Below are 24256 nucleotides of genomic sequence, written 5' to 3' on the forward strand. Positions count from 1 at the left end.
CACACCAGCCACATCCACATAGCCTGGTCATGCAAACACACGTTCTATCCATGCTTATACGCAAAAAAATGCTGTCTGGATGCAAATAGTTGGATTTTTTTCAAGCGAGGAAACCATGGCCACGCAAACTGGTACCGACAGCTTCCGCACCAGGTTGACCAAACGCCTGCCCGGCCCGGTCAACCAGCGCGATGTGCTGCCGGCCATTTTGCTGAGCATCCTGCTGGCCGGCCTGGTCGCCGTTGCCAGCGGCGCGCTGCTGCCACCCAGATACCAGGCTGTGCCGGCGCTGCTATGGAGCCTGGGCTTTGGCGTCAGCGGCATGCTGCTGGGTTTTCTGTTCGGCATTCCGCGCAGCCTGCCCTCCGATGCCACTGCCACCACCACTGGCGCAGTGCAGCCAGACGGCGCCAGTATTGCTGCGACGGGCGACAAGTCGCTATTGTCCGGCACGCCCGCTCCCATGGAAATCAATTCCAACCTGGTCGAAGTATCAGACTGGCTGACCAAGATTATTGTCGGCGTCGGCCTGATCGAACTGAAAAGCCTGCCGGCAGCCGCGCGCAGCATGACCAGCTTTATCGCCCCCAGCCTGGCCATCGACACCGATACCGCCAGGGCCATTGTCGGCGCCATCATGCTGTTTTTCTCGGTGCATGGTTTCCTGACCGGCTATCTGCTCACGCGCATCTACCTGTCGATTATCATCAAGCGCGCCGACAACCTGGTCAAAAACGAATCGGTGCTGCTCGACAGCGGCAAGGAAATCGAGGTATCGGAACTGAGCCGCCTGCAGCAAAAGTCGCTGGAGGACATGCAGGAAGCGGTCACGCAGATCCTGCTGGCAGAGGGCAATGACGGTGCTAACACCGCTGGCAGCGCCGCCATTGCGTCGCTGGCAGACCAACCATCAAGGCAAAGCCCCATCGACGTGCTGTGGCTGGACGACCACCCGCGCAACAATACCCTGCTCGTCGAGCAACTGGTGCGACAGAATATCCGCGTGGACCTGGCGCAATCGACAGTGCAGGCATTGAGCCTGCTGTCGAAAAAGCCGTATGCGCTATTAATTACCGACATGGCCCGCCTCGAAGGCGGCCAGCGCCGGCCCGACGCCGGCGTGCAAACCGTGCGCGAAGTGCGCCAACTGACCCCTTCCATGCCGATTATCGTCTATTGCAGCAAGGATACAGCCGTGACTTACGGCCAGCAGGCTGAAGCGGCAGGTGCGAACTTTATTACTACCTCGGGTATCAGTTTGCTGGCCAATGTCAGTAAACTGGTGCGGGGACAATTTCACGAATAATTTACACATGCACAGCCGGGCTGATCCACTTTGTTAATTGACTTCATATTGAACTCGACTTTACATGCGGGGGCTATTCGTCGGACTTTTCCTGGCAAGAATGATGCCTCACCCTGTATGATACTAGCAGCCGAAGCACAATCTTTGGTAATTCCGCGCCACCAAATCTTGTAACTCCTGACAACGCCCTCTGACGTCAATTATGAATAAGCGCGAATTTGAACAACTTGTGTCCGTACGGGTCACCGAAGGAAAAACCCTGCTCGATCAGGGGCTGTATCAGGGCGCTTATTATTTGGTTGGGTATGCCGTGGAATGTGCGCTCAAAGCAGTCATTGCGAAAGAAACCAAGCAATACGACTTCCCCGACAAGGCATTTGCAGTAAGGTGCTTTACCCATGATTTAACTGACTTGGTAGGTGTTGCAGGTCTCAAGCAAAGACTAAAGGAACGCGAGGACGCCGATGAAGAATTCAAATTAAACTGGGCTGTGGTGAAGGACTGGTCGGAGCATTACCGGTACGAAACTGCAATTGAGAAGACAAAGGCAAGCGACCTTTATGCAGCTATCACAGACGAACCTTCAGGAATTTTACAATGGTTAAAAGCGTACTGGTGACCGGCGAGTTCACTGAAGTTATGGAAAAAGCGGGCGCAGCGCTGCTGCGTCGGCTCGATACTGGCCGCGCTGATGTAAGGAGTGCATTTTGGTTTTATCTTGCGGATGTAAAAGCCTGGAAATTTGTGATCGCATCCAAAAAAGTAGACTTGGAGGGGCCTCGCGAATTTTATAAACGCATTGTCGAGGCAAACAAAGCTGCAGCGAAAAGTGAACACATTCTTTCTTTGAACGATATTGGTGTCACGAACATGACTAATCCAGTTGTTGTGCTGATAGGCATTGCGGTTAGAACTCCGCCCGGCGAAGTGGGAAGCGTCAGGTTTTCACGAAATACTATCAATGGACACTTCATCGAAGATGCATACATCTATCGATCAAGTACCCGGGAATAAAATATAAATTACACAACGAAGTACTTGTAAGCACCCAGATAATTAAGCGAACAGCGCTGCGGGTGCGCAAGCGTATTGGGCGCAAACACACAGACACAGGTCGTAATCAAGCTGCCCGCTACCTGCGTACGGGCTGCGTCCAGCCAGCTTTCGCCATACGACACGCCGTCAAGCAAGACCTCCAGCGTCTGCGGCGTTTCCACCGTCACACTTTCAATACAGCCCGGCTCGAAATCGGCCAAGCCTGTTTCGAGCATAAACTGCGATGGCACCAGCTCGCCGTCGTCGGTACTGCCTGGCATCAGATAGTGTTGCCAGGCCTGCTCGCTGGTGTAGCGCCCGCAAGACGCAAATACATGCACCAGCGGCATGGTTACAGCCCTTCCATCTTTGCCCGTACCTTGGGCGCCATGGCGGCGTTGGGCGCCAGCTCCAGATAGGTCTTGTAGGCGGCGCGGGCTTTGGCGGTGTCGCCGGCGCGGGCGTAGGCGTCGCCGAGGTTCAGGTAGGCGATCGCGCGCGACGGGTCCATCTTCACGGTGTTTTCAAACCAGCGCGCCGCTTCGCGGTATTTTTCCTGCTTGTAGAACACAAAACCAAGGTTGTTGGCGGCCAGTGCGAAGTCGGGGCGCAGCTTCAGCGCTTCGGTAAATTGCGCTTCGGCCAGGTCGTACTGCTTTTCCTTGTAGTGCTGCAAGCCGCGGTCGTTGGCGCGCTGGGCCATCTGGCGCGTGGTCGATGGCACGGCGCCTGGCGTGACGATCTTCTGCTCCCCGCCCTGCAGGTCTTTTACCGTCACGCTGGCGGCGGCTGGCTTGGCGTCGAGCTTGCTGTTCATGGCGATCGCTTCGGTCGACAGCTGGGTGGTGTCCGGGCTCAGGAACTCGGTTTCGCCCGGCAGCTCGAACACAAAGTCGCCACCTTCCGAGCCTGGCAGGCTGCCAAAGGCTGGCGTCTGGTTCGATACGCTTGAGACCGCTGGCGCCACGTAGGCGGCCAGTTCGGTGGCGGTGATCAGACCGTCGCCATTGAGATCGCCCTTGCCGGCCAGGCCTTGCAGCAGCGTCCAGGTAAATACCGAATGGCCGTTCGGGCCGCCGTCTGCGACCAGTTGGTCGCCACCACCGGCGGTCAGCATCTGGCGGCCGATGCGCTTGGCGTTGTCGCGCAGGAAGGAACTGGAACCGGCGCCACGCGTCAGGCCCAGGCCGCTGTAGCAGGCGTCCATCACGAAAAATGCGTGCTTGGCGGTCAGGCTTTCAGCGATATTCTGGATTTCCGTCATCGGAATGGCGTCGGTGGCAAACTGCGCCGGGTCGGAGTCGACCGGTACGATATAGCCGAGGTCGCGCCCCGAACTCAGTTTCCTCGTGGCGCCGTGGCCGGCAAAGAACACGAAGATGCGGTCGTTCTTCTGCACGCCGCCGTGGGCCAGCTTGTCGTGAAATGCGGCCAGGATATTGTTACGCGTCGCTTCACTGTTTTTCAGCGTCACCACGCGTTCCGGTGCAAAGGCGAACTTTTCTACCAGCGTGTCGCGGATGCTTTGCGCGTCGCGCACGGCGTATTGCAGCTTGGGCCATTTGGCGTAATCGTCGATACCGATCACCACCGCCCAGGAATTGGCGTAGCCGGTGGCAACCGGCATTTTCTCGGGCACAGCCGCTTTCCTGGCGCCCTGGAAGCTGGTGCCGTCCCAGGCGGCAAACTGATAGCCTTCGGCTACCAGCCGGTCGAGAATCGCCGGCAAGGCCTTGACGGTGCGCTCGTGGATATCGTGGAACAGGATAATGCCGCGCCCTGCCTTGTCGACCGAGGCCAGTACGCGGTTGGTAATCGAACTGGGCACCGGGTCGGCCCAGTCGAGTGAGTCGATATTCCACATCACCGAGGTCAGGTGGGCGTCGGCCAGCGCGGCCATGCCTTCGCTGTTGCGCGCGCCATAGGGAAAGCGGAATAGCGGCGCGCGTTCAGGACTAATGGCTTTGAGCAAGGTGTCGGTACCGAGAATTTCACCCTTGAGCTTGTCGCCGGTCTCCTTGGACAGCTGCGCATGGCTGAAACTGTGGTTGCCCACCGCATAACCTTCCTTGATCAGCTTGCGGCTTACTTCCGCGCCGCTGTTGAGCTTGGCGTGCCCGGCCGCATCGAGCGTGCCCAGGTTGCGGCCGACGTTAAAAAACACGGCCGGCACGCCATACTGCTTGAGGATGGCGGTGATTTCTTCGGTATAGCGCTTGTGCGGACCGTCGTCAAAGCTGAGCACGATGGTTTTCTTGGGCAGGCCCAGGCCGAAGATTTCTGCGTTTTCCTTGTCGGCTTCCGGCTTGGGCTCCGGAATGGAACCGGCCGGCGGCGCGGTGTAAGGCAGCACGACGCCGTTGTCCTTGAGTATCTGCTCGCGGTTGTAGAGCTTTTTCAGCTGCGCCACATAGTCGTCCCAGCGCTCGCGCTTGAGCTCGATGGCGCGCTGGCCCAGGTTGCCGAAAATCTGACGGATTTCCTTCTCGTAATTGCGCTCGATCTCGCTCAGGGCGTCGAGGTCTTCCGAGATGCGTTTGTGCAGCTTGATCGCAGGCAAGGATGAATCCTTGGCTACGTCGGCCAGCAGGCCTTGCAGCAGCTCGCGAAACGCCAGGCGGTCGGCGTCATACAGGCTGGCGTCCGACTCGATATAGCTGAGCAGACCGTCCAGCGTATCGAAGCGGCTGGCCTTGGTTGGCACCATCAATTGGTCGAACATCACGTCGATGCGGGCGATGCGTTCCTGGTTTTCATGGAACAGCGCCTGGCCCACCTTGCGTGCCTGTTCGCGAGCGCCTTCGGGCTGGCTCTGCTCGTCGGCCAGCAGCACGATAATCTTGCGGTAATTGGCCAGCAGCTCGCGCAACTGGGCGGCAATGGCTGCAGCCTCTTTGGCATCCTGGGCAGCGGCAATCTCCTGCGCAGACGGCACTGCGGGCGCGCTGCCCGTTGGACGCGACAGGCTATAGACGCCAGCGCCGGCGGCCAGCGCCACCACCACGGTGGCGGCAATCTTGAACGACTTGGAACTCACAAGCATGCTTTCTAAAAATACATTCAACCGTAATTGTAGAGCACGCCCGTCAGGCTTGTCGTTCGATATATTGCTACCCGGCTACAAACTGCTTGCGCAGCCCCTGCCAGCATTCAAAGTAATCGGCCTGCAACAGTTCGGTCTGCAGCGCAAACGGCGTTGGCCGGATGATATTGCGCGTCTCGAACATGAATGCCATGGTGTCGGCCACCTTGACCGGTGTGCCGGTATCGCTGTGCGACGCCTTGTCAAACGTCTGCGCGTCAGGGCCGTGGCCGCTCATGCAGTTGTGCAAGCTGGCGCCACCGGGCACGAAGCCGCCCACCTTGGCGTCGTACACGCCATGCACCAGGCCCATGAACTCGCTGGCCACATTGCGATGGAACCAAGGTGGGCGGAAGGTGTTTTCAGCGGCCAGCCAGCGCGGTGGAAAAATCGCAAAGTCGATGGCGCCGAACAGCGGGTTTTCGCTCGGCGCCTGCAACACCAGGAAGATCGACGGATCGGGATGGTCGTAGCTGATCGAACCGATGGTATTGAAGCGGCGCAAATCGTATTTGTACGGCGCATAGTTGCCGTGCCAGGCGACGACGTCCAGCGGCGAATGGTCGAGCGTGGTCGTCCACAGATGGCCGCCGAATTTGGCCACCAGCTCGCAGTCGCCATCGACATCTTCAAACGCCGCATGAGGTGTCAGAAAGTCGCGTGCATTGGCCAGGCCGTTCGAGCCGATCGGCCCCATATCGGGCAGGCGAAACGCGGCGCCGAAGTTTTCGCAGACGTAGCCGCGCGCCACGCCGTCCGGCAAGCTGACGCGAAAGCGCACGCCGCGCGGGATCACGGCAATTTCCTGCGGTTCGATCTCGATCACGCCCAGCTCGGTGGCGATATGCAGCCGGCCCTGCTGCGGCACGACCAGCCATTCACCGTCGGCCGAATAAAAGCAGCGCTGCATCGGGCAATTGGTGCTGTACACATGGATGGCGCAGCCGTTCATGCTCTCGGCGCTGCCGTTGCCGCCCATAGTGATCAAACCGTCGATCAGGTCCACCACCTGGTTCTCTGCCGGCAGCGGTATCGGATCCCAGCGCAGCTGATTGGGCGGCGTGGGCGGCATGGCGTGAAAGTCGCTGATAATGCGCGAATTGTCCAGCCGCACGAACGGTGGATGCTGGCTGGCGGGACGGATACGGTACAGCCACGAGCGCCGGTTTTGCGCGCGCGGCGCGGTAAAAGCAGTGCCCGACAGCTGTTCGGCGTACAAACCCAGCGGCGCGCGCTGCGGTGAATTCTGGCCTTGTGGCAAGGCGCCTGGGATGGCTTCGGTGGCAAATTCATTGCCGAAGCCGCTTTGGTATCCGCGTGAAGTCAAGCTGCTCAAGGGGTTCATGAGCGCTCCAGGCCATCGGCCGCGTCGCGCAGCAGCGTTTGCACCGTGTCGGCATTGCCGATGGCGCCCATGGCCAAGAGCGCAAAGCGCGCCAGCAGCAGCGGCGCGCGCTGTTCGCCGACGCTGCCCATGGTGTGGCACAGATCGGTGTAGAGATTATCGAGTTCGATATCGGTCATGATGTGGTTCCTTTTTGCTGTTTTAAGCCAGGGGACGAGGACTGGGGTCTGATCGTAGTTGTCGGATTACGCTGCGCTAATCCGACCTACCCGACCTACCCGACCTACGTCAGCGAGGCGGTGATTGCTGCTGCTACCTGCCCGGCTTTGCCCTGCCGCCAGCGCCCCAGCACATGCCCGTCGGGGCGCAGCAGGTACAGCGTGCCTGGCTGCGCGTCGAGCAGCAAGCTTACTTCGCCGCCCTGATCCCAGGCGCACAGCTTGCCGTCGGGGTCGGCCACGCGGGCAGCTACGGCGATGGTGCGCACTGGCCACTGCGCGTCCAGCGCCAGCAATTGGGCCGGCACCTGGCCATCCTCGTTAAACACCAGTACGGAAAAGCGCCCTGCGGCCAGGCGCACTAGGTCGGTCAGGTGGCCCGGCCACTGCACGGCGTGCTCGACCAGCGTCAGCGGACATTCGGGCAGTACCATGCCCGGTGGCGGCCCGGCGGCAAAGCCGCTATCCTGGGCGTTCAGCGGCGAATCAATGTAGGCAATCGCGCTGGTCTGACGCGGGTTGATCAGCGAACGCACCTGGGGGTGCTTGCCGGCCAGGCCCAGCACCGCGGTGCGCATCAGATCAAACGCAAACGTGGGCGGCGCCATGAATTCGGTGCTTTTGGTGCCGTGGCGCAGATTTTCATGGGCGGCAAACACGCGCTCGCTCGAGTAGCTGTCGAGCAGGCTGCCGCCGGCCAGCCCCTTGACGACGTAGGCCAGCTTCCAGGCCAGGTTGTCGGCGTCATCGATGCCGGAATTGGCGCCGCGCACGCCAAAGATCGGCACCAGATGGGCGGCGTCACCGGCAAACAGCACGCGGCCATGGCGGTAGGCGTCCAGCGTCAGCGCATTGGCCTTGTAGATGGTGATCCAGACCGGATGCCAGGGCGCCGTCTCGCCCATCATGGCCAGCAGGCTGTCGACGCGCGGCGCCACGTTTTCCAGCAGCACTGCCGCCTGCGGGTCTTCATCGTCGCGCAGCTGATAGTCGATGCGCCAGATATCGTCGGGCTGCTTGTGCACCAGCACGGTCGAACCGGGGTTCGACGGCGGGTCGAAATACGCCAGGCGCTCGGTCGGACGGTCGCTTTTCAGATGAATATCGACAATCACATAGCGCCCTTCGTAGCTGGTACCCCGCAGTTTCAATCCCAGCGCCTCGCGCACCACGCTGCGCCCGCCATCGGCTGCCACCAGCCAGTCGGCATGCATCTGGTAGGTCTGTTGCGGCGTGGCCAGCGTCAAAGTTGCACCATCGGCATGCAGCTGCACCTCGCTGACGCGCGTCTGCCAGCGGATATCGATCAGGTCGGCATGCTGCTCGGCGGCATCGAGCAGGAATTGTTCGATATGGTACTGCGCCAGATTGACCATCGGCGGCAGCTTCTGGCGCTCGTCCTGCGGCATGCGAAAGTGCAGCACTTCCTGGTCGCGATAGAAGCTGCGCCCGCCAGCCCACGGCAGGCCTTTTTCCAGGAAGCCGTCAAGCGCGCCCAGGCGTTCGATAATTTCCAGGCTGCGCCGCGAAATGCAGATGGCGCGGCTGCCGGTGCAAACGCCATCGTCCGCTTCGATCAGCACCGAGCGCACGCCCTGGCGCGCCAGGCCCAGGGCGGTGGCCAGGCCCACCGGGCCGCCGCCGACGATCACCACGCCGGCGTGCTCCACGCCAGCGGCGCCAGGCTGGCCGGCAGGATAGACTTTCGGCACATGGGGATAAGAAACAAAATCAGGCATCATGTTTATTCCAATCAAAGGTCACTTGTTTTTGGCCGCAGCAATCGGTAGCGTCAGCACAATGCAGGCGCCAGCCACCAGCAGCACGCTGGCATAGATCAGGCCGGTAGCAAAACTGTGGGTCAGGTCTTTCAGCCAGCCGACCACCACCGGGTTCAGGGCCGAGCCGATATTGCCGGTCGCGTTGATGACGGCAATGCCGATGGCGCGCGCACCGAGGCTCAGCGCACGGTCCGGCGTGGTCCAGAAGATCGACATGGCGGTGTAGGCGCCGGTCGAAGCCAGGCACACGCCTGCCAGTTGCACGACCGCATGACCGGACCAGGCTGTCAGCAGCCAGCCACCGGCCGACAGCAGCATCGGCCAGACCAGATGCCAGCGGCGCTCCTGCAACCGGTCGGAACGGCGGCCCCACGCGATCATGCCGATCACCGTGCACACCTGCGGTATGGCCGCCAAGAGGCCGATCTGGGTATTGCTGGCGTTGCCGCTGAAGCTCTTGACGATCAGCGGCGTCCAGACCGCCACCATGGCCAGGGTATTGACCAGGCAAAAGTAGGCGACGCCGAATTTCAGTACGGTGGACGACAGCATTTCGGCCATCACGCTGGTTTTTGGCGTCACCGACGCTGCAGGGGTAACCTGCTCGGCCGCCAGCATGCGCGCCAGCACCTGCTGTTCGAGCTTGCTGAGCCAGCCGGCCTTGTGCGGCGCATCGTCGAGATAGCCAAAGACCACAAAACCCAGCAGCACCGACGGCAGCCCTTCAAGCAGGAACAGCCATTGCCAGCCTTTCAGACCCCAGTGCCCGTCCAGGCCCAGGATCACGCCCGACAGCGCCGAGCCGATGGCGGCCGTGACCGGCATGGCAATCATGAACAGCGCATTGGCGCGCGCCCGGTAGGCGCTGGGAAACCAGTAGGTCAGGTACAGCAGCATGCCCGGCAAAAATCCCGCTTCAGTCACGCCCACCAGAAAGCGCAGCAGGTACAGGCTGGTCGCGCTGCTGGCAAACATGGTGGCTGTCGAGGCCAGCCCCCAGGCAATCATCATGGCGCCGATCCAGCGGCGCGCACCCAGGCGGGCCAGCACGATATTGCTGGGAATGCTGCAGGCGATATAGGCGATATAAAACAACGTGGTGGCAAAGCCGAACTGGGTGCCGGACAGGCCCAGGTCCTGCATCATGGTCAGGCCGGCAAAGCCGATATTGATACGGTCGAGAAAGGAAAATACAAACAGCACGAACAGAAAGCCGAGCAGATGGCGCGATACCTTGCGCATCACCTGCTGTTCGATTTGCACGGTAGCAGCATCGGCGGCGGATGGATGGGTGGCGATGGTCATGCGAGTCTCCAGTGTGATGACCCGGCCATTGATTTTTTTATGGGCCGGAACTGGAAGCCAGTATGCAGACAGTGATGCTGCGGCCTGTCCCCATTTTGGGGACGTTTTGGGTGAAAACTAGGTCGAAGGACGAATGGACGGCGCCAGGCACAGGGCAAACAACTGACGCTGGCTGGAAATGGCCAGGCGCTTGTAGGCGCGCTTCTGGTAGGTGGTGACGCTGGACGGCTGCACGCCCATGGTGTCGGCAATCTCGGCGGCAGTCTTGCCTTCGAGCACGCCGCGCAGCGCATCGAGCTCACGTTTGCTCAGCTCCGGGCACTGCTGGCGCAGCCGCGCCAGCATCATCGGCGCGATACCCAGCGCCTGCTGGCCATTGAGGCTGTAGTGATGGCGTACCGCCTGCGAAAACAGCGGCGACAGCGTTTCGATGGCCGCCACTTCGCCCGGCTGGAACTTGCCCTGGCCGCTGTCGCGGTAAAAATTGACCGACAGCCAGATGTCCTGCGCCGGCTGCATCAGCAACGCCAGCCGGTCCGACACATTCGGTTTCTGGTAACAGGCGGCGCGGTAGCCAGGATGGTCGATCTCATCGCTGGCCTGCTGGTGCAACACCATGGCGGCGCCGTTTTTCGGTTTGCCTTCCGGCGCAATCACGCGCTGGTTGCCATCGAGCGCGTAATAGTGGCGCGCATAGCTGTCGGCGATATCCTGCAGGAAGCGCCCGCCGCGCCGGTCAGCCACGGCCACCGTGCGCGGCCGGTTGCCAAATTCATAGGCAAAGATCGTGCACTGCGCGATTGGCGCGGTGGTGCTGACAGTTTTCAGGATGGCGCCGGCGATCGCATTGACGTCATCCTGGCCGATGGCCGTGACCAGGTCGAGCGCGCGCCCCAGCTCGAGCTGGCTTTCATTGTGCCGCCGCTCGACTTGCCAGTAGCGCATAGGCCCTTCTTTCTTGATGTCGCTAAATTATGCAGATTTCGTCGGATGACGGCCCTTCGTCCCCAACCCGACATACCATTCTTCGGCGTAGGTCGGATTAGCGGCGCACCGCGCCGCGTAATCCGACAACATTGTTAGCGTGAGCAGGTGTTGCCGGATTACCGCAGCACCCAATCCGGGCGCACATAATGGCAGGTATAGCCATGCGGCAGGCGCTGCAGATAGTCCTGGTGCTCGGGTTCGGCTTCCCAGAACGGGCCTACCGGCGCCAGTTCGGTCACCACCTTGCCTGGCCACAGGCCCGAGGCGTCGACGTCGCGGATGGTTTCTTCGGCCACGCGCTGTTGCTCGTCGGTGGTGTAATAGATGGCCGAGCGGTAGCTGGCGCCGCGGTCGTTGCCCTGGCGGTCCACGGTGCTGGGGTCGTGGATCTGGAAGAAAAACTCCAGGATCTTGCGATAGCTGATGACGGCCGGATCGAACACGATTTCAATGCCTTCTGCGTGCGAGCCATGGTTGCGGTAGGTAGCATCGGGTACGTCGCCGCCGGTATAGCCCACGCGAGTGGTTTCCACGCCTGGCATTTTGCGGATCAGTTCCTGCATGCCCCAGAAGCAACCGCCGGCCAGCACTGCCGTTTCAAGATTGTTGTTTGCCATAATTCAAACCTTTCCAAGTTCCGATGGACCTATCTTACCGCGTTGCGCCATTTTCTTCAGGGCGCGCGCACAAGCGTCGCAGCTGGGCCGCCTGGTAGGCGCCGATAGCATCGTTGAACAGCGTGCGGATCAAAGGATCATCGACAATATCGGCTTCCTGCAGCGCGGCCGTGGTTGCCGCATCAAAGTCGATATCGTTGATGCGCATGTACATGGAAGTGAGCGACTCGCCCAGCACCAGCGCTGCATGGCATTTGACCAGCGGCACTTCGGTGCTCCAGCCAGGCGCCTCGTCTGTTTCGGACGCCAGCTCGATCATGTCGCCGTCGATGCGGTAATGCAGCACCGTGGCGGCGCCATCATGGCCGTACAGCGCCAGGCGCCACAGGCGCGGCTGCTGGAAATAACTGTCGTCGGGCAATTCCATGTCGCGGTAGCGCGCAAGCAGGTCGTGACGGCAAAAATCCATCACCAGCACCGTGTCCTCGGCAGTCAAAGGCGCAAAGCGGCGTGCAATCTCGGACGTCGGCGGTGGCGGCGCATCGGGACGGTAGTCAAAATCGACATCCTGCGGCCCTACCGGAATCACCCACGGCAGCGGCGCAGCAGGCGTGACGCCACCGGCGTCCAGCAGGACCGACACCGAAGGATCGAGGCGCATGATACTGGAGGCCGGCAGCGCCGCACCGATTTCCTCGGCAAAGCGCGCATAGGTAATCGGGAACATGGCGTGGTTGTACCAGGACCAGTCTTCCTGCACGAACTGGCAGGAGCTGGGCACGAGAAAGCGCGGCGCCAGCGCCTGCAGCTGTTCGATCCAGTCATCGGGCAAGGCCACCTCACCCTTGGCGGCCATGCGCGGCGCAATCACGGCCAGCTCGCGCATGGTCTGGAATGGCCACAGCACCATGTCCCACGGGGCAAAGGCGGCCAGCTGGTTCAAGGTCTCGGGGCCGATCCAGGAGTCGACCACGTTGAGCACATTCAAGCCCCCTGCCCGCACCTGGAACAGCGAATCGACATCGTCGTCGAGTGCGCGGCGCGGAATGACTTCGATGCTGCCCACCTGCACCGGTATATCGACCTGCAAACGCGTTACCTGCTCGAAGCCCAGCTGGCGCAGCATGTCGAACAGTTCGTCAAACACGCAGTACAGATAGATCGGCGTGGCACGGTGCAGGCAATCGAGGCTGTCGAGCGACAAATGATCGTCATGCAGGTGTGAGATAAACACCGCATCGAAGCGCAGCGCGCGCACCGCGTCCAGATCGAACCGCACGCTGGGGAAAGCGTGGCAGTTGCGGCTGAACGGGTTTTCCACCACCGGGTCGAACGCAATGGTGGTGCCGGCATGCTCGAACACATAGCCGGCATGCAGGATGCGTGAAATCTTCAAAGACATACTCAATTACGGTTGTTCAGCACATCCATCGCAAAGTACGTAAAGATCATGTCAGCACCGGCGCGCTTGATGGCGCCCAGCGTTTCCTGCACCACGCGGCGCTCGTCGATGGCGCCGGCCAGCGCGGCGAACTTGATCATCGCGTATTCGCCGCTGACCTGGTAGGCGCCTATCGGCAGGCGCGACGCTTCGCGCAGGTCGCGGATCACGTCCAAATAGGCGCCGGCCGGCTTGACCATCAGCGCATCGGCGCCTTCGGCTTCATCCAGCAGCGACTCGCGGATCGCTTCGCGGCGGTTCATCGGGTCCATCTGGTAGGTCTTGCGGTCGCCCTTCAAGGTGCTGCCGGCCGCATCGCGGAACGGACCGTACAGGCCGGAAGCAAACTTGGTCGAATAGGCAAATACCGGCTTGTCATGAAAACCGGCGGCGTCGAGCGCGGCGCGAATCGCGGCCACCTGGCCGTCCATCGCGGCCGATGGCGCGATGATATCGGCGCCGGCCTGGGCGGCGATTACCGCCTGCTTGCCCAGGTTGGCCACCGTCAGGTCGTTGTCGACCGTGTCGCCATGCAAAATGCCGCAGTGGCCGTGATCGGTGTATTCGCAAAAACACGTGTCCGACATCACCACCATCTCCGGCACGGCGTCCTTGATAATGCGCGACATGCGCGCCACCAGGCCGTCCGGGTTCAGGGTATCGCTGCCGTGGCCGTCCTTGTGATGCGAAATGCCGAAGGTCATCACCGAGCGCAGGCCGGCGCGCGCATAGCGCTCCACTTCCTGCGCCAGCTTCGCTTCCGGGATGCGGCGCACGCCAGGCATGGAGGCAATTTCCACGAAGTCGCTGGTGCCTTCGTCAACGAAGATCGGCAGTACCAGGTCTTGCGGCAGGATTTCGGTTTCGCGGAACAGTTCGCGCAGTTGCGGGGTGGCGCGCAGGCGGCGCATGCGCGCGTTGGGGAAAGATGCAGACATGTGGAAGCTGACTTGAGGTTATCGATGCCCGCAAGTATACGCCCATCGTGCCATTTGCGTGAAGCCGCCTGCCAAAAAGCCCTGCCTGGTCAAGAAACCGGCGCCAGCTGCCTGGCGTGCGTAGACGGCAGCAGTAGGCGGGTGGCTGATCAGCGCATCGGCCTGGCGCCGCAGGTCGGTCATTGCCTGTGCCAGCATGGCGCCGCGCCGGCGTGCTTCGGCGCGCTTTTTAGACGGCGTAGCATCGAGTGCGGGCACGGTGTACGGCGCGCATGGCAGGCGATAATTGCCGTCGCTGCCAGGCAGCGCCTGCAGCTCCTGCCAGGTCAGGTCGTAGTCGGCCGAGATCTGGCTGCGCCGGCTCTGATTGAGTGCGATGCGGTTGGCGTTGCTGACCAGTTCAAGCTGGCGGCAGCCAAAGAAGTCGCCCAGCTCGCGCACCGCCGCCACCATCAGGCTTTTCGGCCGGCAGCCATGCAGCGCGCGCGTGGCTTCTCGCACCAGCTGCGCACCGGCCGGCGAACGCAGGCCCTGCAGCGCGCCCAGCTGCACACTGGCGCCGGCCGGATGCGGCAGGAACAGAAAACTGGCCAGGTACAGCGGCGCCCCATTGCGCGTCAGGTGCAGGCACAACTCGCCTTCGCGGTAGCTGTCGTCGATGGCGGTGAGTTGCAAACGATAGGTGGCGCCATCCTTGCCTGCAATGCTTGCCAGCACCAGCGGGCGGCGCGCCGTATATTCGACCAGCGGGCGCGCGCCGGCATGCCATAAAAACGTGTAATGCCCCTGCAGCAGCGATACGCGCTGGGCGCAGCCGGGGCCACGCCGTGCATAGGGTCGGTAGATTTTATAGAGCAGGCAGGGATGAGCCTCTGCCAATGCGGCCAGGCCGGGCGTGGCCGCAATAAAGCCGTGCCAGCGGGCCCGCTGGCGCGGAAAAACCAGGGCGCCCAGCAGGGCTTTCAGACGGTGGCCGTCACGCAGCGATGGAACGGGGGCGATCGGCGCCAGGCCGGCAATATGTGTACTCATCGTGCGGTTCTTCAGCGGTCATCTGTCTCATCACGGCTGGCGCCGTGCACCGCTCGCATCTGGCGGCTGCACGATGGCAGCCGCGCTGTGGCGAGTAGCAGGCATGATAGCGGCGAAGAAAAGCGGCGGGGGTTACAGCTTGGTAATGTGTACCGCTGCAGCAACTCAAGACTCAGGACTCAGGACGCCAGCCGCAGCCGCAGCCGCAAACCCGGCGCCGCATCCTCGATTTCCAGGCTGCCACCGTGCAGCGCTGCAATCGCCGCCACGATCGACAGCCCGAGCCCGTTGCCCGGCAGGTGGCGGCTCTTGTCGAGCCGGTAGAAACGCTGCGTCAGCTTGGGCAGTTCTGCAGCCGGCACGCCGGGGCCGTTATCGCGCACCGCCACCCACGGCCCCTGGGCGTCGTGGCCAGCCGACACCTCGACAGTGGCGCCATGGCCGCCATACTTGATGGCGTTGTCGACCAGGCTGGCCAGCGCCGTGGCCATCAGGTTGCGGTCGCCGCGCGCCGGCACCTCGGCGCCATACATCTGCACCAGCAGCACGCTCTGCTCGTCGGCCGTGGCCTCGTACATCTCGACGATGTCGGCGCCGATCTGCTGCAGGTCGATATTGTCGGTATATTCAGGCCGCATGCCCGATTCGGCCGCCGCGATCTGCAGCAGCTTGTCGAACACGCGCGTGAGGTCGTCGATATCGGCAATCGCCGCCTGCGCCACCTCGGCGTAGCTCTCGGCCGTTTGCGGCGGCGGCAAACGCAAGGCGCCATCGAGCTTGTTGCGTACACGGCCCAGCGGCGTGCGCAGGTCGTGCGCAATCGCGTTCGAGACATGGCGCACCCCTTCCATCAGCTGTTCGATGCGGTCGAGCATGCGGTTGATATCGCGGCTGAGCAGGCCGAATTCATCGTCGCTGGTGACCGGGATACGCTGCGACAGGTCGCCCGCCTCGATCTGCGCCGCCGTGCGGCGGATCTTGCACAGGCGCGCTTCGAGCTGGCGCCCGACCAGCCAGGCGCCGGCCACCATCAGCAGCAGCGCCACCAGGCCGCCGTAGGCCAGCGAACGCAGTACCAGCGTGCGGATCGAATTGCTCTCCAACATGGCGCGCCCCACATACAGGCGCGCGCCGCCGATCATGTCGCGAATCAGCAGTCGCGCCGGCACGCGGTGGCCTTCGCGCGTGACATGCACGTGCAGCAGCTTGCCCACCGGGCTGCCCTCGGGCCACATCGACAGATTGCCCGAAACATGGCGCCCCTGCGCGTCCACCAGCAGGAAAATCTCGGTATCGCTATCGGTACGATCGGTCAGCAGGTGCGCAATTTCAGCCGAGATGCGCACGCTGTCGCCGTCCTGGTACATGGCAGCCAGGCGCTCGGACAGCTCCGTGAGCTTGCGGTCGACGGTACGATCAAGCACGCCGATGGTGCCAAAATAGAATACCGCACCGACAATCGCAATCGACAGCGCCAGCAGCAGGCCATAGCCCAATGCCAGGCGCGCCGCAATCGATCTGGGCAAGAGCCGTTCAGCCATGCTGGGCGTTGTCCAGCACATCGAGCGTATAGCCGACGCCGCGCACGGTATGGATCAGCGGCGGCGAAAACTCCTTGTCGATCTTGGTGCGCAGGCGCGACACCTGCACATCGATCACATTGGTCTGCGGGTCGAAATGGTAGTCCCACACTGCTTCGAGCAGCATGGCGCGCGTGACCGACTGGCCCTGGTGGCGCATCAGGTATTCGAGCAGGCGAAATTCGCGCGGCTGCAGCGCAATCTGGCGGTTGGCGCGCATCACGCGCATGGTGCGCATGTCGAGCACCAGGTCGGCCACCTGCAGTTGGGTCGCGTCGGGCGCTGGCGCGGCGCGGCGCAGCAGCGCCTCCAGGCGTGCCAGCAATTCGTCGATGGCAAACGGCTTGGACAGATAATCGTCGCCGCCGCTGCGCAAGCCGCGCACGCGCTCGTCCACGCTCGACAGCGCCGACAGCACCAGCACCGGCGTATTGCGACCCATGCCGCGCAGGCGCGCCACGATGGCCAGGCCGTCGATCTCGCCCGGCAGCAGTCGGTCCAGCACCAGCGCATCCCATTGCTCGCCGCAGGCCAGGCGCATGCCATCGATGCCATTGTCGCAGGCCGTCACATCGTGGCCGGCGGCGCGCAGGCCTGCGCAAATATAACGGGAAGTATCGGCTTCGTCTTCAATGACCAGGCAGCGCACGGGGGTTCCTTGTAAATCAGTTTATTAAAGTAGTCTGCAGGCGCAGCATACAAAGAGTCTGCAGTCGCAGCATACGCCAGCGGCGCGCAGCATGCCAGTGCCGCCTTGCGGTCGCCGGCGTGTTTTCTGACGCGATTGATGATTAACGCACCAGCACGGTTTTGGTGCACAGCCGGGCAAAGAAACTGCCTCATCTTGCATGATCGACAGCACACGCGCACAACGGCGCCATCGTGCGCCCGGCGCTGCGATGCAGCCTCAGGTACAATGTCGCTTCAAATTTGATAGCCGCGCCTGGCGCGCAGCGTCCACGACCCTCTTTATTGCCATGAAATCGACTTCCTCACTCGCAATCGCGCTGGCCCTGGCCATCACGCATGGCGGCGCCATTGCCAAAGACACCAAACAAAGCCTGCTGTTCGATGAAATCCCGATCGGCAGCTGGAGCACCTCGGCCGAACTGGGCGCCATCACCACCTCGGGCAATACGGTCGGCACCTCGGTCACGGGCAAGATCGATGCGCGCCAGGAGCTTGACGACTGGAGTAACCAGTACATCTTCAGTGGCTACTTCAAGGAAGACGAGACCACCGACGACGACGGCCACAAGGTGCGCGAACGCTCGGCCGAACGCTTTTCCGCCTCCGCCAAGGCCGCCTACAAGCTGATGGCCGACAATGAAAAGCTGTTCGTGCTGGCCTCGCACGTCAACGACCGCTTCGGCGCCTACACCAAATACAGCACGCTGGCCGTCGGTCACAGCTCGCGCTGGTACCAGTCCGACGACAAGAGCGTCGACGTGGAAGTCGGTCCCGGCTACTTCAGCGGCACCAACGAAGATGGCGTCTCCGAGCATGGCCTGACCATCCGCGGTGCGGCCGCCATGAAATGGAAAGTCAGCCAGTCGGCCATGTTCACGCAGACCGTCAGCGTCGAACGCGGCACCTCGAACACCCACTCGATCGCCGAATCGGCGCTCAGCGCCAAGATCAACGGCACCATGCAGATGAAAGCAGCCTTCAGCGCCCGCAACGACACGCGCGTGCCCGACGATAAAAAAAATACCGATACGCAGACGTCGCTGACGCTGGTGTATTCGTTTTAAACGCTGGCCGCGCGTAGGTCGGATTAGGCCCTGCAGGGGCCGTAATCCGACAACATTGTTGGCGTCAACGGCGTTGTCGGATTACGGCCTTGCGGCCTAATCCGACCTACGTTTTTCCCGATATCAGGGTTCGCGCCACTGCTCCTTGATCTCCAGCATCGCCGGCAAATTGGCGATGAATAGTTCCAGCAGTTGCGGGTCGAAGTGCTTGCCGCTGTCGCGGCGCATGGCCTCGATGGCTTCTTCCACGGTCCAGGCGCGCTTGTAGGGGCGCACGCTGGTGAGCGCGTCAAACACGTCGGCAATCGCCACGATGCGTCCTTCGTGCGGGATTTCCTCGCCTTTCAAGCCTTTCGGGTAGCCGCTGCCGTCCCATTTTTCATGGTGCGTCAGGGCGATCATGCGCGCCATCTTCAGCAGGCCGCTGGCATGCTCGCCGATAATGGCCGCGCCGATTTCGGCATGGCTGCGCATGACGTTCCACTCTGCTTCATCGAGCTTGCCCGGCTTTTGCAAGATGGCGTCGGGGATGCCGATCTTGCCCACGTCGTGCATCGGCGCCGCATTGAGCAGGTCTTCGGCCTGCCCTTCGCTGTAGCCGGCCGCCAGCGCCAGCTGGCGCGCGTAATAGCTCATGCGGATTACGTGCATGCCGGTTTCATTGTCCTTGTACTCGGCCGCCTGGCCCAGCGTCTGGATCACCTGCAGGCGCGAACGGCGCAGTTCGGCCGCGTCCACCAGCGACAGGTGGGTGCGCACGCGCGCACGCACGATGGGCGGGCTGACCGGCTTGGTGATGTAGTCGACGGCGCCCACATCGAAGCCTTCGGCTTCGTCCTTCACATCGGCCAGCGCAGTGACAAAAATCACCGGCACCGGCGCCGTATGCGGCAAGGCCTTGAGCTTGCGACAGACATCGTAGCCGGTCATGGCCGGCATCATGATGTCGAGCAGAATCAGGTCCACGCTGTGGTTCTGCGCCAGCTCCAGCGCCTTCTCGCCATCCTTGGCGTACAGCAGGCGATAGTCGTCCTGCAGGATCTGGCGCAGCACCTGCAGATTGGTTGCTTCATCGTCGACCAGCAACAGGGTCGGTTCTTGTTCAGGCAGTTTCATCGTCATCCGGTCAAGCTAGGCGTTCAGGCTGGCGTACGCAGCCAGTCCTGCAACTGGCGCAGCACATCGCTGGCGCGCGAAAATTCAAAATCGTCCACGGCGCCGGCCAGCGCCTGCAGCAGTGGCTGCTGGCCATGCGGCGCCAGCATGGCGGTAATCTGCTGCAGCAGGGCTTCATCGAGCTGGCCGCTATCCAGGCAGATGATCGCCTGGGTCAGCATGGCGTCGACGGCAGCGTGATCCAGCGGTTCGACGACAAGCGGCGTCATCACCGTTTCAGGCTGCACGCCTTCCTTCACTTCGCTGGCCAGCGCGGCAAACGCGGCGGCCAGCTGGGCCAGCAGCGGCGCCACCGGCTGGTCGCGTGCGATGGCCTGTTCGATGCGCGCCAGCAGGCTTTCCAGCGGCACCAGGCACATATTGGCGGCAGCGCCTTTCAGGCGATGCAGCAGATGGCCCGCCACGCTGGCGGCGCCACGCTCGATCTCGCCGGCCAGCAGCTTGGCGCTGTCGGTATTCGATTGGGCGAAACGGGTAATCGCGCGCGCCAGCGCCTCGCGCGAACCCCACAGCGCCACGCCGCGCTGCCAGTCAACCTGGCTGGCGCCAAAGCCGGCCAGCGCGGCCTGCTCGATATTGCCGGCAACGGCAATATCGAGCAGGCGCGCAATTTCCGCCGTCAGCTTGTGCATTTCCAGCGGCTTGGAGGCAAAACCATTCATGCCGGCCGCTTGCGCGGCGCGCCGGTCCTGTTCCAGCACGCTGGCGGTCAGCGCGATAATCGGCGTCGGCTGCAGGCTCTGCTCGCGCTCGTGCAGGCGGATCAGGCGCGCCGCCTCCAGGCCGTCCATGCGCGGCATCTGCACATCCATCAGCACGATATCGTAGCTGCCGTTGCGGAACTCGCGCACGGCGCTCTCGCCGTCGCTAGCGGTAATGACCTGGTGCCCGGCCGCCCCAAGGCTGATCAAAAGCAGTTCGACGTTCTGCGGCACATCGTCGGCCGCCAGGATGCGCAGCGGCGGCAAGGCCACCACCGGTACCTCGCCGCGCCGCTGCACGCTCTTGCCGGCGGCCAGCGGCAGCAGCACATGAAACACGCTGCCCACGCCGAGCGTGCTTTCCACGGTAATCGTGCCGCCCATCAGTTCGACCAGCTGGCGCGAAATCGTGGTGCCCAGGCCGGTGCCGCCAAAGCGGCGGCTCATCGAGGAGTCGGCCTGGGTAAATGGTGCAAAAATCTTGTCCAGGCGGTCGGCAGGAATGCCGATGCCGGTGTCGTGCACGGCGATATGCACCAGCGCGCCCTGCATGCTGACAGCCACGCGCACGTGGCCCACTTCCGTGAATTTGACGGCATTGCCGATCAGGTTGGTCAGCACCTGCTGCACCCGGCGCGCGTCGCCGAGGAAGAACTGGCCCATGCCCGGATCGATGTCGACCTGCAGCGACAGGCCGCGCGTGTGGGCCGTGATACGCAGCGAGGCGGCCACATGGTCGATCAGGTCCGGCAGCGAAAAGTCCACCAGTTCCAGTTCGGTCGCGCCTTTTTCCAGCTTGGCCGTATCGAGGATATCGTTGAGCAGCTCGAGCAGCGAGCGCGCCGACTGGCGCACCGTGCCCAAGTGGCGCCGCTGCAGCGTATCGAGGCTGGTGCCGAGCAGCACTTCCGTAAAGCCGATAATCGCGTTCATCGGCGTGCGGATCTCGTGGCTCATATTGGCCAGGAAACTGGTCTTCGATTCGGCCGCCAGTTCGGCGCGGTCCTTGGCTGCGCGCAGGCTTTCCTGCATCGCGCGCCGGCCACTGACGTCGGTGGCGAACTTGACCACCTTGAACGGCTTGCGGTCGGTATTGAAAATCGGGTTATACGACGCCTGTATCCAGATCTGCTTGCCATCCTTGCCGATACGCTTGTATTCGGAGGCGTCGAACTCACCCTTGCCCAGGCGTGTCCAGAACTGCTGGTACTGCGGCGAACGCACATACTCGGGCTCGCAGAACATGCTGTGATGCAGTCCCTGCACTTCGTCGAGGCGATAGCCGACCAGGTCGAGGAAGTTCTGGTTGGCGTCCAGGATATAGCCCTGCAAGTCGAATTCCACCACCGCCAGCGCGCGCGAGATGGCCGTGACCTTGCCCTCGTATTCGGCATTGCGCAATTCGCTTTCGGTGATATCGAGGATCACGCCGTCGATCCAGCGCACCACGCCGTCGTTGTCGAGCACCGGTCCACTGCTTTCACGCACCCAGCGTTCGCGCCCGTCGCGGTGCAAAATGCGGTAGACGTTCTCGAAGTCGCGCTTCTCGCCAGCGGCTTGTACGCAGGTGTCGTCGACACGCTGGCGATCGTCGGCATGCACCAGGTCGCGCATATTGACGCGGCCTTCGATAAAGTCCTGCGGCATCCAGCCGGTCAGGTTGTACACGGCGTCGCTGATAAAGATCATGTGCCAGTGCGGCCCGAAGCTGCGGTGGAAGGATACGCCAGGAATATTGCGGATCAGCGTGCGGTACTGGCGTTCGCTGTCTTTCAGCGCCTGCTCCATGTTGCGCGACGAGCGCATGTCGGTAACAAAGGCCACGAACAGCGGCTGGCCCGGCGTGTCGATCTTGCCGATCGCCAGGCGGATCGGCAGGATGCTGCCGTCGATATGGCGCCCGTCGACCTCGCGCCCGCTGTCGAGGATACGCGCAGTACCGCCCACCAGATAGTCGCGCAGATAGCCCTGGTAGCGGGCCGCATCGTCCTGCTGCAACAGAATATTGGCGTCGCGCCCGATAATGTCGGCTTCGCCCCAGCCGAACAGCGCTTCGGCGGCCGGGTTGAAGGAGCGCACCTTGCCGTCGCCATCGATGGTGATCAGGCCGTCGGCCGCCGTATCGACAATCGCGCGCAGGCGCGACTCGTTGGCGTTGGCATGGCGCAGCAGCTGGCGATAGCGCAACAGGCCGTTGGCCGCCGCCACGAACACCGTCAGGCTGACCGTAATCAGAGCCACCGCCAGCGCCACGAACGAAGCCTGTACCGTAAACATATTGTTGCCGGCGCTGGGTATGCCGGCAAAGCGGGCCGCCAGCATGCCGGTGTAATGCATGCCCGAGATGGCCAGGCCCATCACCACGCTGCTGGCCAGCAGCGCTGTCATTGGGCGCAAATGCAGCACGCGCAGGCCAAAGCGTATCCACAAGGCCAGCATGGCCATCACCACCGCCACCACGATCGACAACGCGAACAGCCACGGATCGTAGCTGAGCATGAGCGACGTTTCCATCGCCGCCATGCCGCTGTAGTGCATCGAGCCGATACCCGCCCCGACCAGTACGCCCCCCGACAGCAACTGCACAAACGATATCTTCGGACGCGCCAGCAGGTTCAGCGCCACCCAGGAAGCGCCCATGCCCGGCAGCATCGACAGTAGCGTCAGGCGTGGATCGAAAGTGACGCGCGTGCACAGGTCAAAGGCCAGCATGCCGATGAAATGCATCGACCAGATGCCGCCGCCGAGCGCAATGGCGCCGGTGACGATGGCGGTCTGGCGCTGCAGCCAATGGTCGCTGCTGCGCGCCATGCCGGCGATCTGCAGCGCCATGAACGAGGCAAAGATGGAAATGGCGATGGAAAACACCACCAGCATGCCGTCGTACGTACCGTACTGATAAGGCATGGAAGGCGGCGCCGCACTGAACATTGAACTAAACATACGGTCCTGGATGCAAGGTGATAAGCATAGCGTCAAACTGCAAAAGCGCGCCGCCAGCATGATCAAGCTGACAACACAGAAAAAATAACAACGGGAAATTTCGGCCTGGTGACGACTTGGTCATCACGCCCGCGCCAACCGCGCGGAAGACGGTGCTTTTCAACGATGGGGAAAAGCGGAAGTGCGTGCAACTCTGGAGCGGGACAGTGGCAGCCAGCGCGACGACGATTTTTCTAAAGACGTCCGATTATAGTTGCTTTTGGAAAATAGTGGTAAAACATCGGCAAGACAGTAATCTTCCTTGCAATAGTTCGCTGCTTTAATGCAACAATTGGTGATTATTTACTATTCACCAACCAAGCTGCACGGATCTGCTCGGGCCGCTGATCGGGCGCGCCGTAGCGATGCTCGACCGGCACGCCGGCCTGTGCGCACTGTGCCGCCAGCGCCTGAGCCAACTGCTGCAGCGACCAGCGCTGCGCCCATTGCAAATCCATGCCCACCACGCGGATCAGCGGCAAGCCAGGCACGCTGGTCACCAGACGCAACTCAAGCCGCGCCAGCGGACCGCTGCCCTTGTACACCCGCTGCGCGCCTGGATGGCGAATCAGCTCGAGCCGCAGTAGTTCGCTTGCCTCGATGCGGACGCTGCGCCCGCAACCGGGCAACCGGCGCGCCTGACGCTGCAGCAGCAGTCCGCGCCGGTCAAGCGCCACATGAAACGCCAGCCCAGGCGCCGGCCAGGCAAACAGCAGCACGATCCACGCCGCCATCACCGGCACGCACAGCAGCACGGCAGTACCGGCATACGACACATCGCGCCAGACTGCCTGCACCACCATCAGCAGGATCAGAACCAGGCCGCCAGAGAGCAGCACGCGCGAGCGCACCGGCGCCAGGCGCGCGCGCCAGACGGCGTCCACGCGCGCGTCGTCGGCCAGCTCAAAGCTGATCCATTCGGCGCGCGCCTTCAATTGAACCATCGTGCCAGATGCATCTCGCCGCCCCATAAAAA

The 24256-nt window shown here is 62.4% G+C and carries 20 protein-coding genes; 4 read left to right on the top strand and 16 right to left on the bottom strand.

All coding sequences use genetic code 11. The features are described from left to right. Window positions 1-115 precede the first annotated feature (115 nt). The 3 genes from GCM43_RS17795 (at window position 116) to GCM43_RS17805 (ending at window position 2320) form a co-directional block, all read left to right on the top strand. A complete protein-coding gene (locus GCM43_RS17795; RefSeq protein WP_193315661.1) occupies window positions 116-1306 on the top strand; it encodes a response regulator in 1191 nt (396 codons plus the stop codon). Between the two features lie 202 nt (window positions 1307-1508). Further along, window positions 1509-1925 (top strand): HEPN domain-containing protein, encoded by a 417-nt coding sequence (locus tag GCM43_RS17800; protein WP_152246695.1) that lies wholly within the window; start codon window positions 1509-1511, stop codon window positions 1923-1925. Further along, window positions 1904-2320: a hypothetical protein gene (locus GCM43_RS17805; RefSeq protein WP_152246697.1), complete on the top strand. Its 417-nt coding sequence runs from the start codon at window positions 1904-1906 to the stop codon at window positions 2318-2320. Before GCM43_RS17800 ends, GCM43_RS17805 begins: the two co-directional genes overlap by 22 nt. 8 nt (window positions 2321-2328) lie before the next feature. On the opposite strand, the gene GCM43_RS17810 is transcribed toward GCM43_RS17805, so the two are convergent. The 13 genes from GCM43_RS17810 to GCM43_RS17870 all read right to left on the bottom strand — a co-directional run bounded on the left by GCM43_RS17810 (window position 2329) and on the right by GCM43_RS17870 (window position 17316). Continuing rightward, window positions 2329-2691, bottom strand: coding sequence for an immunity 22 family protein (locus tag GCM43_RS17810; protein WP_152246699.1), 363 nt, complete (start codon window positions 2689-2691; stop codon window positions 2329-2331). A 2-nt stretch (window positions 2692-2693) separates the two neighbouring features. After that, on the bottom strand, window positions 2694-5384 hold the full coding sequence (locus tag GCM43_RS17815) for a polysaccharide deacetylase family protein (RefSeq protein WP_152246701.1): 2691 nt from the start codon (window positions 5382-5384) through the stop codon (window positions 2694-2696). A 67-nt stretch (window positions 5385-5451) separates the two neighbouring features. Next, window positions 5452-6768, bottom strand: a complete 1317-nt coding sequence (gene hmgA / locus GCM43_RS17820) for a homogentisate 1,2-dioxygenase (RefSeq protein ID WP_152246703.1) — start codon at window positions 6766-6768, stop codon at window positions 5452-5454. Further along, window positions 6765-6947 carry a hypothetical protein gene (locus GCM43_RS17825; protein WP_413770961.1) on the bottom strand — a complete coding sequence of 61 codons (183 nt, stop codon included), beginning with the start codon at window positions 6945-6947 and terminating at the stop codon, window positions 6765-6767. The genes hmgA and GCM43_RS17825 overlap by 4 nt, the downstream gene beginning before the upstream one ends. A gap of 104 nt (window positions 6948-7051) precedes the next feature. Beyond that, the gene (locus GCM43_RS17830) at window positions 7052-8728 is read right to left on the bottom strand and encodes an FAD-dependent oxidoreductase (RefSeq protein ID WP_152246707.1); all 1677 of its coding nucleotides are present in this window, start codon (window positions 8726-8728) and stop codon (window positions 7052-7054) included. A gap of 18 nt (window positions 8729-8746) precedes the next feature. Next, window positions 8747-10072 carry an MFS transporter gene (locus GCM43_RS17835; RefSeq protein ID WP_226929544.1) on the bottom strand — a complete coding sequence of 442 codons (1326 nt, stop codon included), beginning with the start codon at window positions 10070-10072 and terminating at the stop codon, window positions 8747-8749. Window positions 10073-10189: 117 nt separating this feature from the next. Next, window positions 10190-11017, bottom strand: a complete 828-nt coding sequence (locus GCM43_RS17840; protein WP_152246709.1) for a helix-turn-helix transcriptional regulator — start codon at window positions 11015-11017, stop codon at window positions 10190-10192. A gap of 158 nt (window positions 11018-11175) precedes the next feature. Beyond that, window positions 11176-11676 (bottom strand): peptide-methionine (S)-S-oxide reductase MsrA, encoded by a 501-nt coding sequence (gene msrA, locus GCM43_RS17845; RefSeq protein ID WP_152246711.1) that lies wholly within the window; start codon window positions 11674-11676, stop codon window positions 11176-11178. A 34-nt stretch (window positions 11677-11710) separates the two neighbouring features. Further along, entirely contained in the window at window positions 11711-13078 is a 1368-nt protein-coding gene (locus tag GCM43_RS17850; protein WP_152246713.1) for an MBL fold metallo-hydrolase, read from the bottom strand. Window positions 13079-13080: 2 nt separating this feature from the next. Beyond that, the gene (gene hemB / locus GCM43_RS17855; protein ID WP_152246715.1) at window positions 13081-14055 is read right to left on the bottom strand and encodes a porphobilinogen synthase; all 975 of its coding nucleotides are present in this window, start codon (window positions 14053-14055) and stop codon (window positions 13081-13083) included. Between the two features lie 18 nt (window positions 14056-14073). Further along, the gene (locus GCM43_RS17860) at window positions 14074-15087 is read right to left on the bottom strand and encodes a VirK/YbjX family protein (protein WP_152246717.1); all 1014 of its coding nucleotides are present in this window, start codon (window positions 15085-15087) and stop codon (window positions 14074-14076) included. A gap of 179 nt (window positions 15088-15266) precedes the next feature. Further along, entirely contained in the window at window positions 15267-16628 is a 1362-nt protein-coding gene (locus GCM43_RS17865) for a sensor histidine kinase (RefSeq protein WP_152246719.1), read from the bottom strand. Then, a complete protein-coding gene (locus GCM43_RS17870; RefSeq protein ID WP_152246721.1) occupies window positions 16621-17316 on the bottom strand; it encodes a winged helix-turn-helix domain-containing protein in 696 nt (231 codons plus the stop codon). The genes GCM43_RS17865 and GCM43_RS17870 overlap by 8 nt, the downstream gene beginning before the upstream one ends. 328 nt (window positions 17317-17644) lie before the next feature. On the opposite strand from GCM43_RS17870, the gene GCM43_RS17875 reads away from it, so the two are divergent. Beyond that, window positions 17645-18421, top strand: a complete 777-nt coding sequence (locus GCM43_RS17875) for a DUF481 domain-containing protein (protein WP_152246723.1) — start codon at window positions 17645-17647, stop codon at window positions 18419-18421. A 123-nt stretch (window positions 18422-18544) separates the two neighbouring features. Here GCM43_RS17875 and GCM43_RS17880 read toward each other — a convergent pair whose 3' ends face one another. From GCM43_RS17880 to GCM43_RS17890, 3 genes are all read right to left on the bottom strand, one after another. Beyond that, window positions 18545-19537: a response regulator gene (locus GCM43_RS17880; protein WP_152246725.1), complete on the bottom strand. Its 993-nt coding sequence runs from the start codon at window positions 19535-19537 to the stop codon at window positions 18545-18547. 23 nt (window positions 19538-19560) lie between these two features. After that, the gene (locus GCM43_RS17885; RefSeq protein WP_152246727.1) at window positions 19561-23241 is read right to left on the bottom strand and encodes a PAS domain S-box protein; all 3681 of its coding nucleotides are present in this window, start codon (window positions 23239-23241) and stop codon (window positions 19561-19563) included. Between the two features lie 338 nt (window positions 23242-23579). Then, on the bottom strand, window positions 23580-24224 hold the full coding sequence (locus tag GCM43_RS17890) for a hypothetical protein (RefSeq protein WP_152246729.1): 645 nt from the start codon (window positions 24222-24224) through the stop codon (window positions 23580-23582). Between the last annotated feature and the right edge of the window lie 32 nt (window positions 24225-24256).

This window comes from Janthinobacterium aquaticum (assembly GCF_009208565.1).
Taxonomy (GTDB): Bacteria; Pseudomonadota; Gammaproteobacteria; order Burkholderiales; family Burkholderiaceae_D; genus Janthinobacterium.

Coding starts and splice junctions, on each gene's coding strand:
- GCM43_RS17885 (WP_152246727.1), bottom strand. CDS start 23,241: ATGTTTAGTTCAATGTTCAGTGCGGCGCCGCCTTCCATGCCTTATCAG.
- GCM43_RS17825 (WP_413770961.1), bottom strand. CDS start 6,947: ATGACCGATATCGAACTCGATAATCTCTACACCGATCTGTGCCACACC.
- GCM43_RS17875 (WP_152246723.1), top strand. CDS start 17,645: ATGAAATCGACTTCCTCACTCGCAATCGCGCTGGCCCTGGCCATCACG.
- GCM43_RS17835 (WP_226929544.1), bottom strand. CDS start 10,072: ATGACCATCGCCACCCATCCATCCGCCGCCGATGCTGCTACCGTGCAA.
- GCM43_RS17890 (WP_152246729.1), bottom strand. CDS start 24,224: ATGGTTCAATTGAAGGCGCGCGCCGAATGGATCAGCTTTGAGCTGGCC.
- GCM43_RS17805 (WP_152246697.1), top strand. CDS start 1,904: ATGGTTAAAAGCGTACTGGTGACCGGCGAGTTCACTGAAGTTATGGAA.
- GCM43_RS17795 (WP_193315661.1), top strand. CDS start 116: ATGGCCACGCAAACTGGTACCGACAGCTTCCGCACCAGGTTGACCAAA.
- GCM43_RS17865 (WP_152246719.1), bottom strand. CDS start 16,628: ATGGCTGAACGGCTCTTGCCCAGATCGATTGCGGCGCGCCTGGCATTG.
- GCM43_RS17850 (WP_152246713.1), bottom strand. CDS start 13,078: ATGTCTTTGAAGATTTCACGCATCCTGCATGCCGGCTATGTGTTCGAG.
- GCM43_RS17800 (WP_152246695.1), top strand. CDS start 1,509: ATGAATAAGCGCGAATTTGAACAACTTGTGTCCGTACGGGTCACCGAA.
- GCM43_RS17860 (WP_152246717.1), bottom strand. CDS start 15,087: ATGAGTACACATATTGCCGGCCTGGCGCCGATCGCCCCCGTTCCATCG.
- GCM43_RS17830 (WP_152246707.1), bottom strand. CDS start 8,728: ATGATGCCTGATTTTGTTTCTTATCCCCATGTGCCGAAAGTCTATCCT.
- hemB (WP_152246715.1), bottom strand. CDS start 14,055: ATGTCTGCATCTTTCCCCAACGCGCGCATGCGCCGCCTGCGCGCCACC.
- hmgA (WP_152246703.1), bottom strand. CDS start 6,768: ATGAACCCCTTGAGCAGCTTGACTTCACGCGGATACCAAAGCGGCTTC.
- msrA (WP_152246711.1), bottom strand. CDS start 11,676: ATGGCAAACAACAATCTTGAAACGGCAGTGCTGGCCGGCGGTTGCTTC.
- GCM43_RS17840 (WP_152246709.1), bottom strand. CDS start 11,017: ATGCGCTACTGGCAAGTCGAGCGGCGGCACAATGAAAGCCAGCTCGAG.
- GCM43_RS17880 (WP_152246725.1), bottom strand. CDS start 19,537: ATGAAACTGCCTGAACAAGAACCGACCCTGTTGCTGGTCGACGATGAA.
- GCM43_RS17815 (WP_152246701.1), bottom strand. CDS start 5,384: ATGCTTGTGAGTTCCAAGTCGTTCAAGATTGCCGCCACCGTGGTGGTG.
- GCM43_RS17810 (WP_152246699.1), bottom strand. CDS start 2,691: ATGCCGCTGGTGCATGTATTTGCGTCTTGCGGGCGCTACACCAGCGAG.